The organism is Streptomyces sp. UW30 (genome assembly GCF_008042075.1).
Classification (GTDB): domain Bacteria; phylum Actinomycetota; class Actinomycetes; order Streptomycetales; family Streptomycetaceae; genus Streptomyces.
In genome coordinates this window covers 153,278-168,114 of the sequence record NZ_RDBN01000021.1, presented here as the reverse complement: position 1 = coordinate 168,114, position 14,837 = coordinate 153,278, and the positions used below count along the sequence as shown (strand labels likewise).

At 71.4% G+C, this 14,837-nt stretch carries 13 protein-coding genes and 1 pseudogene; 3 read left to right on the top strand and 11 right to left on the bottom strand.

The genetic code is table 11. The features are described 5' to 3' along the window. Window positions 1–61: 61 nt before the first annotated feature. Together EAO75_RS11055 and bldG are read right to left on the bottom strand one after the other, a co-directional pair. On the bottom strand, window positions 62–499 hold the full coding sequence (locus EAO75_RS11055) for an ATP-binding protein (RefSeq protein WP_147994879.1): 438 nt from the start codon (window positions 497–499) through the stop codon (window positions 62–64). Window positions 500–622: 123 nt separating this feature from the next. Next, a complete protein-coding gene (gene bldG, locus EAO75_RS11050) occupies window positions 623–964 on the bottom strand; it encodes an anti-sigma factor antagonist BldG (protein ID WP_003975386.1) in 342 nt (113 codons plus the stop codon). An 82-nt stretch (window positions 965–1,046) separates the two neighbouring features. Between bldG and EAO75_RS11045 the strand changes: the two genes are divergently transcribed. Beyond that, window positions 1,047–3,746: a DEAD/DEAH box helicase gene (locus EAO75_RS11045; RefSeq protein ID WP_261989238.1), complete on the top strand. Its 2,700-nt coding sequence runs from the start codon at window positions 1,047–1,049 to the stop codon at window positions 3,744–3,746. Here the strand turns inward: EAO75_RS11045 and EAO75_RS11040 are convergent. The 7 genes and pseudogenes from EAO75_RS11040 to ssd form a co-directional block, all read right to left on the bottom strand. Next, window positions 3,667–4,149: pseudogene (locus tag EAO75_RS11040) on the bottom strand (Rv3654c family TadE-like protein); the annotation flags it as partial. The gene EAO75_RS11045 and the pseudogene EAO75_RS11040 overlap by 80 nt on opposite strands. Beyond that, entirely contained in the window at window positions 4,146–4,559 is a 414-nt protein-coding gene (locus tag EAO75_RS11035; protein ID WP_147994878.1) for a TadE family type IV pilus minor pilin, read from the bottom strand. The pseudogene EAO75_RS11040 and the gene EAO75_RS11035, both read right to left, overlap by 4 nt. Beyond that, window positions 4,546–4,755: a DUF4244 domain-containing protein gene (locus EAO75_RS11030; RefSeq protein ID WP_147994877.1), complete on the bottom strand. Its 210-nt coding sequence runs from the start codon at window positions 4,753–4,755 to the stop codon at window positions 4,546–4,548. Before EAO75_RS11030 ends, EAO75_RS11035 begins: the two co-directional genes overlap by 14 nt. A 197-nt stretch (window positions 4,756–4,952) precedes the next feature. Further along, window positions 4,953–5,768 carry a type II secretion system F family protein gene (locus tag EAO75_RS11025; RefSeq protein WP_147994876.1) on the bottom strand — a complete coding sequence of 272 codons (816 nt, stop codon included), beginning with the start codon at window positions 5,766–5,768 and terminating at the stop codon, window positions 4,953–4,955. Between the two features lie 40 nt (window positions 5,769–5,808). Beyond that, window positions 5,809–6,660, bottom strand: a complete 852-nt coding sequence (locus EAO75_RS11020) for a type II secretion system F family protein (protein WP_147995244.1) — start codon at window positions 6,658–6,660, stop codon at window positions 5,809–5,811. A gap of 1 nt (window position 6,661) precedes the next feature. Then, on the bottom strand, window positions 6,662–7,855 hold the full coding sequence (locus EAO75_RS11015) for a TadA family conjugal transfer-associated ATPase (protein ID WP_147994875.1): 1,194 nt from the start codon (window positions 7,853–7,855) through the stop codon (window positions 6,662–6,664). A 431-nt stretch (window positions 7,856–8,286) separates the two neighbouring features. Further along, window positions 8,287–9,414: a septum site-determining protein Ssd gene (gene ssd, locus EAO75_RS11010; protein ID WP_147995243.1), complete on the bottom strand. Its 1,128-nt coding sequence runs from the start codon at window positions 9,412–9,414 to the stop codon at window positions 8,287–8,289. A 559-nt stretch (window positions 9,415–9,973) separates the two neighbouring features. Between ssd and EAO75_RS11005 the strand changes: the two genes are divergently transcribed. Beyond that, window positions 9,974–10,807 carry an HAD family hydrolase gene (locus EAO75_RS11005; protein ID WP_147994874.1) on the top strand — a complete coding sequence of 278 codons (834 nt, stop codon included), beginning with the start codon at window positions 9,974–9,976 and terminating at the stop codon, window positions 10,805–10,807. 499 nt (window positions 10,808–11,306) lie between these two features. Here EAO75_RS11005 and EAO75_RS11000 read toward each other — a convergent pair whose 3' ends face one another. Beyond that, window positions 11,307–12,131, bottom strand: a complete 825-nt coding sequence (locus EAO75_RS11000) for an oxidoreductase (protein ID WP_147994873.1) — start codon at window positions 12,129–12,131, stop codon at window positions 11,307–11,309. A gap of 150 nt (window positions 12,132–12,281) precedes the next feature. Between EAO75_RS11000 and EAO75_RS10995 the strand changes: the two genes are divergently transcribed. Further along, window positions 12,282–13,289, top strand: a complete 1,008-nt coding sequence (locus EAO75_RS10995) for an ATP-binding protein (RefSeq protein WP_147994872.1) — start codon at window positions 12,282–12,284, stop codon at window positions 13,287–13,289. On the opposite strand, the gene EAO75_RS10990 is transcribed toward EAO75_RS10995, so the two are convergent. Continuing rightward, the gene (locus EAO75_RS10990) at window positions 13,279–14,583 is read right to left on the bottom strand and encodes a hypothetical protein (protein ID WP_147994871.1); all 1,305 of its coding nucleotides are present in this window, start codon (window positions 14,581–14,583) and stop codon (window positions 13,279–13,281) included. The two genes, EAO75_RS10995 and EAO75_RS10990, sit on opposite strands and share 11 nt — an antisense overlap. Between the last annotated feature and the right edge of the window lie 254 nt (window positions 14,584–14,837).

The following is a 14,837-nucleotide window of genomic DNA, read 5'->3' as shown; positions in this document are numbered from 1 at the left end:
AAACACGAAGGGGCCCTGCTGAGCAGGGCCCCTTCGTGATGAGACGGGTGGGTGAAGCTGTTCAGGGAAGTACCGCGGCCGGCGGTGTCGTCGGCCAGGTCATACGGATCAGGCCTCCATGCTCCCCGGCGGAGACCTCCACGTCGTCGACGAGGCCGCTGATGACCGCGAGGCCCATCTCGTCCTCCTCGGCGTCCACCTCACCGTCGTCGCCCGCGGCGCCGGATGACCGCTCGCCGGGAACGGAGCGCGGTGCCTCGTCGCCGACCTCGATGGAGAACTGCTTCTCCTCCTCGATCAGCGACACCTTCACCGGCGAGGTGATGCCGACGCTCTGGTGCAGCCCGACGGCCCGGGTGCAGGCCTCGCCCACGGCGAGTCTGACCTCGTCCAGGACGGCCTCGTCCACTCCGGCCCTGCGCGCCACCGCCGCCGCCACCAACCGGGCGGTCCTGACGTGCTCGGGCAGCGCGCTGAAGCGGAGTTCAACGGTGGCCATGCATCCCCCTCAGAACTTCGGGCGTGCTGTCGGGGGGACCGGGCCGCCGAAAGCCCAGTCCCCCTTCGCTTTCACCTTCTGCAGCCCCGGGCACGCCGGCGTACGGCGAGCCCGGGCCGGTGATCAGTCGGTCGCCGCTACCGCTTCCTCGACCGAGGTGTGGATCGGGAACACCTTGGTGAGGCCGGTGATGCGGAAGATCTTGAGAATGCGCTCCTGGTTGCACACCAGGCGCAGTGAGCCCTCATGGGCACGCACCCGCTTCAGGCCGCCGACCAGCACGCCGAGCCCGGTGGAGTCGAGGAAGTCCACGCCCTCCATGTCTACGACGAGGTGGAAACTCCCATCGTTCACCAGCTCGACCAGCTGCTCGCGCAACTTGGGCGCGGTATATACGTCGATTTCGCCACCGACCTCGACGACCGTACGATCGCCGACGGTACGGGTCGACAGGGACAGGTCCACGGATCCTCCAGCACCTTGCTATCGAGCGGTCGCCCCTCGGGACACCTCGGCTTGCAACCCCAAGGTCGGTTCGCCAGCCGCGATGGCATTCAATCACTTACCGGCAGGCGTGCACGACGCCTTGGTCCCATTGTCCGTCACGCCAGTGACACACTCGGTGCCGATGGCCAAGAATCACCGATCCGATCGATCCCCGACGGGCACCGTTTCCCGGGTGGACCCGGGCGCGGTGCTGGGCCGACTCGCCTCGGGGCCGAGCCGGGCTTCGCGCATCACTCATACGGAGCATGTGCCCCCGCGGGAGGGTCGCCATGCAGTCTGGCCCGACCGGATCCGCGCGGAGGTCATCGCCGCAGTACAGACGGCCGGAATCGAACATCCCTGGGCCCACCAGGCACGCGCCGCCGAGCACGCCCTGGACGGCGCGTCCGTGGTCGTCGCCACGGGCACGGCCTCCGGGAAGTCCCTGGCCTACCTCGTGCCGGTTCTGTCGACCCTTCTGGACGGCTCCGAGGCCCCGAACGGCCGCGGCGCCACCGCCCTCTACCTGGCCCCGACCAAAGCCCTTGCGGCGGACCAGTGCCGTTCGGTGAAGGAACTTTCACATCCGCTGGGCAATTCCGTACGTCCGGCCGTGTACGACGGCGATACTCCGTTCGAGGAACGCGAGTGGATCCGCCAGTACGCCAACTACGTCCTGACCAACCCCGACATGCTGCACCGCGGCATACTCCCGTCCCACCCCCGCTGGTCCTCCTTCCTCAAGGCGCTGAAGTACGTCGTCATCGACGAGTGCCACACCTACCGCGGCGTCTTCGGCTCCCACGTCGCCCAGGTGCTGCGCCGACTGCGCCGTCTGTGCGCCCGCTACGGCGCCTCTCCCGTCTTCCTGCTGGCCTCTGCGACGGCCGCCGAGCCCTCGGTGGCCGCCGGCCGCCTGACCGGCCTCCCGGTGCTGGAGATCGCCGACGACGCCTCCCCACGCGGCGAACTGGTCTTCGCCCTCTGGGAGCCCCCGCTCACCGAGATGCAGGGCGAGAAGGGCGCACCCGTCCGGCGTACCGCCACTGCCGAGACGGCGGACCTCCTGACGGACCTGGCCGTGCAGGGCGTGCGGTCGGTCGCCTTCGTGCGGTCCCGGCGCGGCGCGGAGCTGATCTCGGTCATCGCCCAGGAGCGCCTCGCCGAGGTCGACCGCTCCCTGGCCCGGCGTGTCGCGGCATATCGCGGCGGCTACCTCCCCGAGGAACGCCGCGCCCTGGAGCAGGCCCTCCACTCCGGCGAACTCCTCGGCCTCTCCGCCACCACCGCGCTGGAACTCGGCATCGACGTCTCCGGCCTGGACGCCGTACTCATCGCCGGCTACCCGGGCACGCGCGCCTCCCTGTGGCAGCAGGCGGGCCGGGCCGGCCGCTCCGGACAGGGCGCCCTCGCGGTCCTCGTCGCCCGCGACGATCCGCTGGACACCTACCTCGTCCACCATCCCGAGGCCCTGTTCGACCGTCCGGTGGAATCGACGGTCCTCGACCCCGACAACCCGTACGTCCTGGCGCCGCATCTGTGCGCGGCGGCCGCGGAGATCCCGCTGACGGACGAGGACCTGGAGCTGTTCGGCCCCGAGACCGAGGGCCTGCTGGCGCAGCTGGAGGCCGCGAAGCTGCTGCGCCGCCGCACGAAGGCCTGGCACTGGACGCGCCGAGAACGGGCCGCCGACCTCACCGACATCCGCGGCGAGGGCGGCCGTCCGGTCCAGGTGGTCGAGGCCGGGACGGGCCGGCTGCTCGGCACGGTCGACGCGGGCGCAGCGCATTCCACGGTCCACGAGGGCGCGGTCCATCTGCACCAGGGCCGTACGTACCTGGTGCGCTCCCTCGACCTGGAGGACTCGGTCGCCCTGGTCGAGGAGGCCGCCCCGTCGTACTCGACGGTCGCCCGCGACACGACGGCGATCTCCGTCCTGGAGACGGACGTCGAGGTCCCGTGGGGCGACGGCCGCCTGTGCTACGGCTCCGTCGAGGTCACCAACCAGGTGGTCTCCTTCCTGCGGCGCCGGCTGATCACCGGCGAAGTCCTGGGCGAGACGAAGCTCGACCTCCCTCCTCGTACGCTGCGCACGCGCGCGGTGTGGTGGACGGTCACCGAGGACCAGCTGGACGAGGCCCGGATCAACCCGGAGATCCTCGGCGGCGCCCTGCACGCCGCCGAGCACGCCTCGATCGGCCTGCTGCCCCTCTTCGCGACCTGCGACCGCTGGGACATCGGCGGTGTATCGATCCCGCTCCACCCCGACACCCTGCTCCCCACGGTCTTCGTCTACGACGGCCACCCCGGCGGCGCGGGCTTCGCCGAGCGCGCCTTCCACACGGCTCGCTCCTGGCTCACCGCCACCCGCCAGGCCATCGCCTCCTGCGAGTGCGACGCCGGCTGCCCGTCCTGCATCCAGTCCCCCAAGTGCGGCAACGGGAACGATCCGCTGCACAAGAGGGGCGCCGTGCGGTTGCTGACGGTGTTGCTGCGTGGGGCGCCGGAGGAGGAGTCGGGAGAGGGCGCGGACGGGAGCGGGGTTCCCGGGTCGGTCCAGGACGGGGGGTCCGCGCCGACGCCGGGCGGGGTGACGGTGGCTGCGGGACCGGTCAAGGATCCGGTGTCGGCCGGTCCGTCAGCGCAGGGCCGGGCGGCGGATGTCCCGTCGTCGGGGTCTGCCCCGCAGGCGCCGTCGGCGGCGCAGGCCCCGGAGGCGGCAGAGGCACCCTCGGCTCCGCAGGCCCCGCCCTCGCCCTGACCTCCGCCGCGAAGGGGCCCCGGCCCGAGGCCGCCGTCACGTCCGAGACCTCGCCGACCACTACGCATCGCACCAGCCGCACGCCCTGAGCGGCGGCGACCCGTTCGGCCCGTGCACAGGCCTCCGTGCCACCCTCCGCCCAGTGGTCGGCCGCCGCGAGCGCCGCGAGATCGGCACCGCCGGCCGCACGGTGCCGGGTCGCGACCGCGTGGCCCAGAGCGAGTACGACGCCGAAGACCACACAGAGCACGGCGATGGCGCCAAGGCTCCACACGGTCGCGGAACCCCGATCGGAACGCAGACCGACGGCAGCCTTCCGGGCGGTGCGCGGACCGCCGGCCGCGGCCCGTCCGTTACGGCGCCCGGCACCAGCCCTTCGGCCCGTTGCGGAACCTCCTCTCATGTCCCCGCTCCCACCGTCTCCTCCGCCGCCGCGACGGCCTCCTCCCGTACCTCGAAGGGGAGTCCGGTCAGCACCGGCGGCTTGGCCACGACGACCACGCGGACCTCGTCACCTTCCCGGCCGACCGTGACCGTCGCGCCGCGGGGCGCCGCCTCACGGGTCACCTCGATGACCGCGTCGGTGGGATCCTGCCGGGCTGCCGCGCGGGCACCGGTCCGGGCCGCGTCCACGCACTGGATCTGCGCCGCCATCACCAGCAGGCCCCACACCAGCGCCATCGCGAACATGACCAGAACAGGAAGCACGACAGCCGACTCCGCGGTGACGAAGCCACCATCCGAGCCCCAGCCTGCCCTACGGGCGGTTCCCCGGTCCGGCCCCCGCTCGCCCTCCGCCTCACATCCGCGCATCGAGCGCCTGCTTCACGATGGCCTGCAATTCCTCGCTGACCTGCCCGCTCGTCACGACCTTGTAGAGCACCACGGCGAACGCCACCGCCGCCACGATCCCCATCGCGTACTCGGAGGTGACCATCCCGGCATCACCCCGCGCCGCCCGCACCCTGAACGCCAGCGCGCGCATCCGTGCCCATACCGCCTTGCACATCTCAACCCCCGTAAGGTTCAGTCCCGTTGAACAAACCATTGAACAAACCGTTGAAACACATCGTTGAACTTCCGCTGTCGCACGCCCGCGAGCGCCCGCAGCCGGGCCCGCATGTTGCAGAACCCTCGACCGTCGACCTGCGACCTGCGACCTGCAGGTGAGACGGTCAGCCTGCGACCGTCTCGGCCCGCACCTCGTCATCCACCACCCCCTCCCAACACCCCGCCCGCAAGCCCGATCACCACCGGCGCCACGCCCACCGCGATGAACGCGGGCAGGAAGCACAGGCCCACCGGCGCGCTGACCATGACGGCCGCCCGCCGGGCCCGTTCCGTCGCGGAGCGCGTCCACTCGGCGCGGGCCTCCGCGGCGAGCCGCGCGACCGGTCCGGCCGCCGGGAGCCCCGTCACATCGGCCCGTTCCAGCAACCGCGCCAGCGGCCCTGCCCCGGGCATCGAGGCCAACCGCTGCCACGCCTCACCCGGTTCACCACCCAGCCGCACCTCCGCGGCACCGCGCGCCAGCCCTTCCCCGACGGGACCGCCCAGCGCCTCGCCCACGGCCTGAGCCGCGATCACCGGGCCGGCTCCGGCCGCGATGCAGGCAGCGAGGAGATCGGCGGCGAGCGGAAGCCGACGTGCGACCTCACCGGCGTCGACCTGCGCCGCGGCGCCCTCAAGGGCTCTTTGCCGACGCCGCCACAGCCACAGCCCGCCCGCGACGACCAGCCCCACGCCCAGACCGGCGAGCCCGCCGACCAGCGCCCAACCTGCGCCCACAACCGCTGCCAGCGGCAGCCATCGCCGTACGCCCTGCCGGACGTCGTACCGTCTGCCCGTCGGCGTCGCGCCGGTCGCTCCGCCAGCCGTCCGGTCGGCCGCCGTCACCAACGACCCCAGCCGTCGCCGAACCCTCCGTTCGCGCCGGACCTCCGCCGACCAGCGCCACAGCCACCCGACGGCCAGCACCGCCCCCATCGCCGTCCCCAGCCTGTGGACAACCTCCACGTTCACACCGCCACCTCCCTCTTCCGGCGACCATCGAATCGGCCTCTCACGCCGCCTCCGCTCCCCGCACGATCCGCGTCGCCCACCACATCCCCAGCCCCTCAAGCACTCCGCCGACGACCAGGCACCCGAGCCCCGCCCCGGTGTGCAGCAGCACACGCAGCGGGTCGGCTCCCATGGCGGCCCCGAGCATGAGTCCCAGGACCGGCAGCCCGGCGAGCATCAGCACCGTCGATCGGGCGCCTGCCAACTGAGCGCGCAGATCGGCACGTTGGTCCCGCTCGGCCCGCAGCGCCCCTTCCAGCCGGTCGAGCCCGGCCGCGAGCCCCGCGCCCTGGTCCACGGCCACTCGCCAGCACGCCGCCAGGCCCAACAGGCCCTCGGCGCCCGGTTGCCGTGCCGCGGAGGCCAGAGCACCCGGCACATCCCCGCCGAACTTCGCCGCCGCCAACACCGCGGACTGCGTCTCACCGAGCCCACCGGCATCCCGTACCGCCCGCTGCAGCGCCTCACCCGGCTGCCGCCCGGCCCGTACCTCTCCGGCGAGCGTCGCGCACAGCGCGATCACCGCGTTCCCTTGACGCTCCCGCGCCCTTCGCGCCTCCCGGGTCAACCGGACCCGCCGCAGCAAGGGCACCCCGGCCGCCCCCGCGACGACCGGCAGCACCGACGACCCCAGGAGCGCCAGCACCAGCCCGACAGCAGGTGCCCACCACTCGGCCCTCATCCGCCCCCGCAGTCGCCGCAGCTGCCCTGCCAACTGCCGCCAGTCGGGCGGTCCGGCCCCAACGGCCCCACCCCCGGCCAGCAGCAACTGCGCTCGCCGCACTCCGGAGTTCGGCCCACCCAGCAACCAGACCGCCATGCCAAGGCACAGCACAGCCGCGCCCGCGGACATCTCACCCACTCAAATCACCGAACCCCTCATGAACACGGCGCCCTCCATCGCCCTCACCCCGAAGCAACCCCCGCAGCCGCTCCCACCCCCGCTCATACGCGAACGTCTCCGCGCCCCACCGCAGCGCCGGCACCGTCCGCACCAACCCCGACGGGTCCCGCTCCAGCACATGCACCTCGGCGATCCGCCGACGCCCGGTCCGGTCGCGTACGAGATGGATGACGACCGACAGAGCTGCCGCCAACTGGCTGTGCAGCGCGGCGCGGTCGAGCCCGGCCGCCGTGCCGAGCGCCTCCAACCGGGCCGGCACATCGGCCGCCGCATTCGCGTGGACGGTCCCGCAGCCTCCTTCGTGACCGGTGTTCAACGCGGCCAGCAGATGGACGACTTCAGGGCCGCGCACCTCGCCCACGACCAGCCGGTCCGGCCGCATTCGCAGCGCCTGCCGCACCAGGTCCTCGAGGGTGACGAGCCCGGCGCCCTCCTGGTTGGCGGGTCGGCTCTCCAGCCGTACGACATGGGGATGCTCCGGCCTGAGCTCCGCGGAGTCCTCGGCGAGCACGATCCGTTCACCGGCGCCGACCAGTCCGAGCAACGCGCTCAACAGCGTGGTCTTGCCGGTGCCGGTGCCGCCGCTGATGAGGAACGACAACCGTGCCTCGACCAGTGCGCGCAGCACCCGGTCCCCGCCCGGCGGCACCGTCCCCGCCGCGACCAGTTCTTCGAGCGTGAACGCCCGCGGCCGTACCACTCGCAGCGACAGGCACGCGCAGCCGATGGCGACGGGCGGCAGCACCGCGTGCAGCCGGGTCCCGTCGGGCAGCCGGGCGTCCACCCAGGGCCGTGCGTCGTCCAGTCGCCGCCCGGCCACCGCGGCCAGGCGTTGCGCGAGACGTCGTACGGCAGCCGCGTCCGGGAAGGACACGGACGTCAGCTCCAGGCCGCCGCCTCGGTCCACCCAGACCCGATCCGGTGCCGACACCAGCACGTCCGTGACCGAGGGATCGGCGAGCAGTGGTTCCAGCGGGCCGCTCCCGACCAGCTCGGACCGCAACTGCTCGGCCGCCCCGAGGACTTCGGCGTCCCCCAGCACCCTGCCCTGCTCCCGCAGAGCCTGCGCCACGCGCGCGGGCGTCGGCTCGGCCCCGCTCTCGGCCAACCACTGCCGCACCCCGTCCAGCAGCTCCGACGGCATGCCCGCCCTGGCTACCGACCGGTCCGGCGCCCGGCTCCCGCCCGAGGGACCGCCCCGTGCGCCCGAGACCGGCCACCCACCGCCCGCACTCACCGAATCCACCGCAATGGCCCCACTCACCGCGCTGGGAGCCCTGGCTGCCGACCGGTCCGGCGCCCCTCTCCCGCCCGAGGGACCGCCCCGTTCGCCCGAGACCGGCCGCCCACCGCCCGCACTCACCGAATTCACCGCAATGGCCCCACTCACCGCGCTGGCCGCCCCTTGCGACAGCCGCCACCGAGCAGCGGCGCCACCTGAACCGTCCACCGCTGATGCGGTCGAACCCGCCCGCACCCCTGCGGCAACCGTCCTGCCCGACCGCCACCGCTCAGGCGCCGCCCGCACCGACCCGGCCTCGCCCCCGCTCACCCAGCCGAGCCCCGATGCCGCGCTCATGCCGCCCTCGCTTCGAGCATCGACCGCTCCCAGAACTCCCGGCAGAACCGCGCCAGCGGCCCCCGTCCCATCGCCCCCGGCGGTTCCTTGCTCTCGTGCGGTCGCAACAGCCCCGGCTCGACCGGCACCTCACCTACCAGTGGCAGATCCAGCAGTCGGGCCACCTCGCGGTCGTCGAGTCCGGGCGCGTAGGGGCCGCGTACCGCTACCCGTAGGTCCCGCAGGACCAGCCGGACCGCGGAGGCCACCTGCCGGGCGGCGGCGATGGCGCGCAGTTCGGCGGGGACGACGAGGATGCCGACGTCCAGTTGGGCGAGAGCCTCGGCGACGCCGTCGTCGATGCGGCGGGGCAGGTCGACGACGACCGTGCCGCCCCGGCGCCGGGCCGCGGCGAGCACCGCTCGCACCGCCTGCGGCGGAACGGCGACGCATTCGCCACGGTCCCAGCTGAGGACTCGCAGGGAATGCAGCTTCGGCAGCGACTCCTCCAGCGCGCCGCTCCCGAGCCGCCCGCGTGAGCCGGCGAACGAGGGCCAGCGCAGCCCCTCTGCCGCCTCGCCACCGAGCAGGACGTCGAGTCCGCCGCCCAGCGGATCGGCGTCCACGAGGAGTGTGCGCAGTCCCTCACGCGCGGCGGTGACGGCGAGGGCACACGCGAGCGTGGACGCTCCGGCGCCGCCTCGGCCGCCGATCACGCCGACGGTGAGGGCGGGTCGGCCGACGCCCTCGGCGACGTCGGCGATGCGGTCGACCAGCCACTGTTCACCGTCGGGCAGCATGAGGACGTGGTCCGCCCCAATCTCGACGGCCCGGCGCCAGACCCCGGCATCGTCCTGGTCGCGGCCCACGAGCACCACCCCGCGCCTGCGTCCGGCGCCCTGCACGCGGCGTGCGGCGTCGTCCCCGACCAGGACGAGCGGCGCCGCCTCCCAGCTGCCTCTGGGCTCGGGCACCGAGTGGTGGACCTCGGGTGTGGCGCCGGCCGCGGCGCACAGGCGCAGCAGGTCGTCCAGCAGTTCGGCGTCTTCCGTGACGATCAACGGCTTGCCCGGCTGCCCTGAGGCGGCGGGCGGTGGATCGTGTGTGACGGCTGCGGTCACGGTTTCCGTCCCCCTTCGCTGCATCACTCGCGCAACCCTGCGGCCCCGCGATTCCCAAACGTGTGAAGAACCGGCAAGCGGCCTCCATATGAACGGCCGATACGAACCGGCCAAACACGCCCGACTAACCGGAACCGGCCATCAAGTCGGCCCGAGCCGGACGCGCTGGAATCACGGTGCAGCGATCCCGGAAATCGTGTGGATCTTGGTCGATAACTGTGGACAACTCGGTGGTTGTGAATATCGCCGTCACCCAAACCGGTGACCCGGCACCGACCCCTGTGCGACTCCCGCAGAGCAGCACGACAGCTACACACAGTCACGGATCATGAACATGCCGAACAGGCGGCCGCAGCCGCCTCGTTCCGGCCTCGCGGCCACGTTCGAAAGGGGAAAACCCACCCGGACATGCGACGACCCCCGCCGGGGGGGAGAGCGGGGGTCGTCTCCACGGCCGACTCGGGGGGGGGGAGGAGTCGGACCGGGTTAGCACGGTCGCGAACGATCCGTGACTTCCATGGTGTACCCGAGAGCCCTCTCAGGCAAACCCACGCGCCCACCTTACGCCGAATGGGCTGCGCCTATGCTCAGGGTCGTGGAAAACCACTCCTTGCCCCGCACAGCGGCCTTCTTTGACCTGGACAAGACGGTCATTGCGAAGTCGAGCACGCTCACCTTCAGCAAGTCGTTCTACCAAGGCGGTCTGATCAACCGCAGGGCCGCCTTGCGGACCGCATATGCCCAGTTCGTCTTCCGCTTGGGCGGTATGGACCATGACCAGATGGAGCGCACGCGCGAGTACCTCTCCGCGCTCGTGCGCGGCTGGAACGTCCAGCAGGTCAAGGAGATCGTCGCCGAGACGCTGCATGACCTGATCGACCCGATCATCTACGACGAGGCCGCCTCCCTCATCGAGGATCACCACATCGCCGGCCGCGACGTGGTGATCGTGTCCACCTCGGGCGCCGAGGTGGTCGAGCCGATCGGCGAGTTGCTCGGCGCGGACCGCGTGGTGGCCACGCGCATGGTCGTGGGTGACGACGGCTGCTTCACCGGCGAGGTGGAGTACTACGCGTACGGCCCGACCAAGGCCGAGGCGATCAGGGAGCTCGCCGCATCCGAGGGCTACGACCTCGACCGCTGCTTCGCCTACAGCGACTCGGCGACCGACCTGCCGATGCTGGAGACGGTCGGGTATCCGCATGCCGTGAACCCGGACCGCGCGCTGCGCCGCGAGGCTCTCGCGCGCGGGTGGCCGATTCTCGATTTCCATCGCCCGGTCCGGCTCAAGCAGCGGATCCCCTCCTTCTCCGTACCGCCGCGTCCAGCCCTGGTCGCGGCGGCGGCCATAGGAGCCGCGGCGGCCACGGCGGGCCTGGTCTGGTACGCGAACCGACGCCGTACGTCGCTTGCCTGACCTGCACTTTCCACGTTCCGGGCACCCCATTCGACAAACCGATGCCCGTTTCAAGTGATTTGAGACTAAAAGTAAAGAACTGCGGCAAGGCCTTCCGCTTGGTTGTGACCTGGAGTACAAAGGACTCAACGGCCCGCGAGACCAAGGACATCCGAGAGGATCACCTTAAATACGCATTTGGCCCCACGGACCGAGCATGAACATTGGGCACCCACGCGACGTCGACCCGTCGATTACGGGCCAGCCGCACCAGGTGACGGGCAAAGCTCCCGACCTGATGGGCAAAATATCGAGGACGCCTGGTAACCCGGTGAACATGCCAGCGGCGGTACGAAATCTCGTACCGCCGCAACTCTGTTCAGGCCCCGCGCGTGAATCCTGGAACGCTACGACGCCTCACGCGCGCGTGCGCCACACCGCCCCGGGACACACCGCCTCGCGCTATGCCGCCCCGCTCCACGTCACCCGCGCAAAGCCATCCCGGCTACGCCGCCCCGCGCTACGCCGCCCCGCGCTGGAGCGCCTCGCACACCGCCGTCGACTCGCGCGCCCCGAGCTCGATCGCCCTGCCACAGTGGGCGATCCACGCGGCCATGCCCTCGGGAGTGCCGGACACATAGCCCTCGAGCGCCGCCACATAGGCCGCGCGGCCCAGTTCGGCGTGGCCGACCTCGGCCGGGCAGACGGACTTCGGGTCGAGGCCGCTGCCGACCAGGACGATGCGCTCGGCCGTGCGCGCGACCAGGCCGTTGCGGGAGGTGAAGGGGCGCAGCGCGAGGAGCTCACCGTGCACGACGGCCGCCGTCACCAGGGCGGGCGCCGAACCGCCGGCGATGACCAGTTCGGCCAGTCCCTCCAGACGGCCGTGCACCTCCGCCGCGCTCGGCAGCGGGAGCTCGATCAGGGGCTCGTCGACCGGCTCGCCCGCCTGGCGCGGGCGCCCGACCTCGCCCTCATTGCTCGCCGCGGCCACCAGATGAAGCCGGGCCAGCACCCGCAGCGGCGACTGCCGCCAGATGGACAGCAGTTGGCCCGCCTCGGCCGTCAGCCGCAGGGCCGCACCCACGACGCGGGCCTCGTCGTCACCGCTGAAGTCGGTACGCCGGCGCACCTCTTCGAGAGCCCAGTCGGCTCCCGACAGCGCCGCGGAGCCACGGGCGCCACGCAGGGCCGCCTCGGAAGTGATCTCGTTACTGCGGCGCCGCATGATGCGGTGCCCGTAGACCCGGTCCACCGCCTTGCGCACGGACTCCACGGACTCGGGCACCCCGGGCAGTGAACCGAGCGCCGCGAGCGGATCGGCGCTCGCACCTGTCGTACTCATGAGTACGACACTACGCGCCCCACCCGTCACCCGACCGCCACCCCCCGACGGGATTCGCGGACCCCTTCGATCGCGCGCACCCCACGATCGGGTGGCCTTCTCCACGCACGCCTGCCACATACAGCTATCGCGCGACTACTGTTCGTGAACATGAAAATTGCTTTCGTCGGGAAGGGCGGCAGCGGCAAGACGACCCTGTCCTCCCTCTTCATCCGTCACCTCGCGGCCGCCGGAGCGCCGGTCGTGGCCGTCGACGCCGACATCAACCAGCACCTGGGAGCCGCGCTCGGCCTGGCCGACGCGCAGGCGGCCGCGCTGCCCGCCATGGGCGAGCGGCTGCCGCTCATCAAGGACTACCTGCGCGGCACCAACCCGCGGATCGCCTCCACGCAGACGATGATCAAGACGACACCGCCCGGCGAGGGTTCGCGGCTGCTGCGGGTGTGCGAGCACAACCCGGTGTACGACGCCTGTGCCCGGCCGGTGGAACTCGACGGCGGCACCGTCCGTTTGATGGTCACCGGCCCCTTCACCGAATCCGACCTCGGGGTCGCCTGCTACCACTCCAAGACGGGGGCGGTGGAGCTGTTCCTGAACCACCTGGTGGACGGCCCCGACGAATACGTCGTGGTCGACATGACGGCGGGCTCGGACTCCTTCGCCTCCGGCATGTTCACCCGTTTCGACATCACGTTCCTCGTCGCCGAGCCGACCCGGAAGGGGGTCTCCGTCTATCGCCAGTACCAGGAATACGCCCGCGACTTCGGAGTCGTCCTGAAGGTCGTCGGCAACAAGGTGCAAGGGCAGGACGATCTCGACTTCCTCCGCGCCGAGGTCGGGGACGACCTGCTGGTGACCGTCGGGCACTCGGACTGGGTGCGCTCCATGGAGAAGGGCCGACCGTCCCGGTTCGAGTTCCTGGAGGACGCGAGCCACCTCGCCCTGCGCCGGCTGCGCACGGCCGTCGACGCGACGTACGAGCTGCGGGACTGGGAGCGCTACACCCGTCAGATGGCGCACTTCCACCTGAAGAACGCCCGGTCGTGGGGGAACGAGCGCACCGGGGCCGACCTGGCGGCGCAGATCGACCCCGGCTTCGTCCTCGGGGAGAGCGTGACCGCCCCCGGAAGCAACTCGCCTCTGATGCCTACTGCTTGAGCGGCGGAGCCCCGGGCACCCCCTTCGGAGCCGGTGCGGGACGCCCCGACAGGAAGGACGCCCAGCCCTGCTTCGGGGCCTCGCCGACCTCCAGGGTGCGCAGCTTCCGCAAGGTCGCCGGGTCCTGGGCGTCGAGCCAGTCGACGAGCTGCCGGAAGGACACGCAGCGCACGTCGGGCTTGTTGCAGACGGCCTCGACGACCTCCTCGACAGCGCGCATATAAGTGCCGCCGTTCCAGGACTCGAAGTGGTTGCCGATGATCAGGGGCGCGCGGTTGCCGTCGTAGGCCCGGTGGAAGCCCATGAGCAGGCCGTCCCGCATCTGGTCGCCCCAGAACTCGTGCTTGTCGGGGTCGCCCTGGCTCGTGGTGCCGGACTGGTTGACCATGAAGTTGTAGTCCATGGTGAGCTGCTCGTAGGAGTGCCCGGGGAACGGCACGAGCTGCAGCGACAGGTCCCACAGGCCCTCCCTCTTCACGGGCCAGAGCTGGTTGTTGACGCCGCTGGAGTCATAGCGGAAGCCCATCTCCCGGGCCGCCGTGACGAAGTTCTTCCGGCCCTCCAGACAGGGCGTGCGGGCTCCGATGAGCTCCTTGTCGTAGTCGAAGGGCAGAGGGGACGTCTTCGTCATGCCGGTGTTGGTCTTCCAGGACTTGACGAATCGTTTCGCCTGAGTGATCTCGTCCTTCCACTCCTCCACCGACCACTGGCCGACCCCACCACCGCTGCCGCAGAAGTGGCCGTTGAAGTGCGTGCCGATCTCGTTGCCCTCCAGCCACGCGAAGCGCAGTTGCCTCACGGTGTCGCCGATGCCCTCCTCGTCGTTGAAGCCGATGTCGGAGCGGCCCGGGGAGTGCTGCGGTGGCCGGTACAGGTCGCGCTTGTGGTCCGGCAGCATGTACACGCCGCTGAGGAAGTACGTCATCGTCGCGTTGTTCGCCTTGGCGACCTTGCGGAAGTGGGAGAACAGCTTCTGGCTGTCCTCGCCGGCGCCGTCCCAGGAGAACACCACGAACTGCGGGGGCTTCTGACCCGGCTTCAGCCGTTCGGGCCTGGGCAGATGCGGCTGCGCGCCGGTGTACGCGGTGGACCCGTCGCCGATCAGGTGGATCGCGCTCCCGGGCGCGGGCGCCGCGGGCTTCGCCTTCTGCGGCCCGGACGCCGCGGGGGCGGAGCGGCCGCTCGTGCATCCGGCGAGCGACGCGGCGCAGACCGCGGCGACGGCGGTACCCGTGGCGATTCGGTGTGTCGCGGCGGTTTTTCGGGGGGCGGCGAACCTGCGGGTGGCAGCCATGTTCGGTCCACCTACTTCCTTCTCTCGGGTGGCGACAGCGCCGCCAAGGTCGCATGGGACCGAGAAGGAATTAGTACGACAAGCCGACTAATTAGCCACTTCACTCTTCAGGGGGATTTATTAGTCCATTTGCTCGGAAAATCTATTCCGGGCCTTTACTCTGCATTACGATCCGTTTACCGACAGTTGATGCATCCCGCCGCTGCATGCCGTGACCACACGGCCGCGACCCGACCCCGCCTCGAGCGGGGACC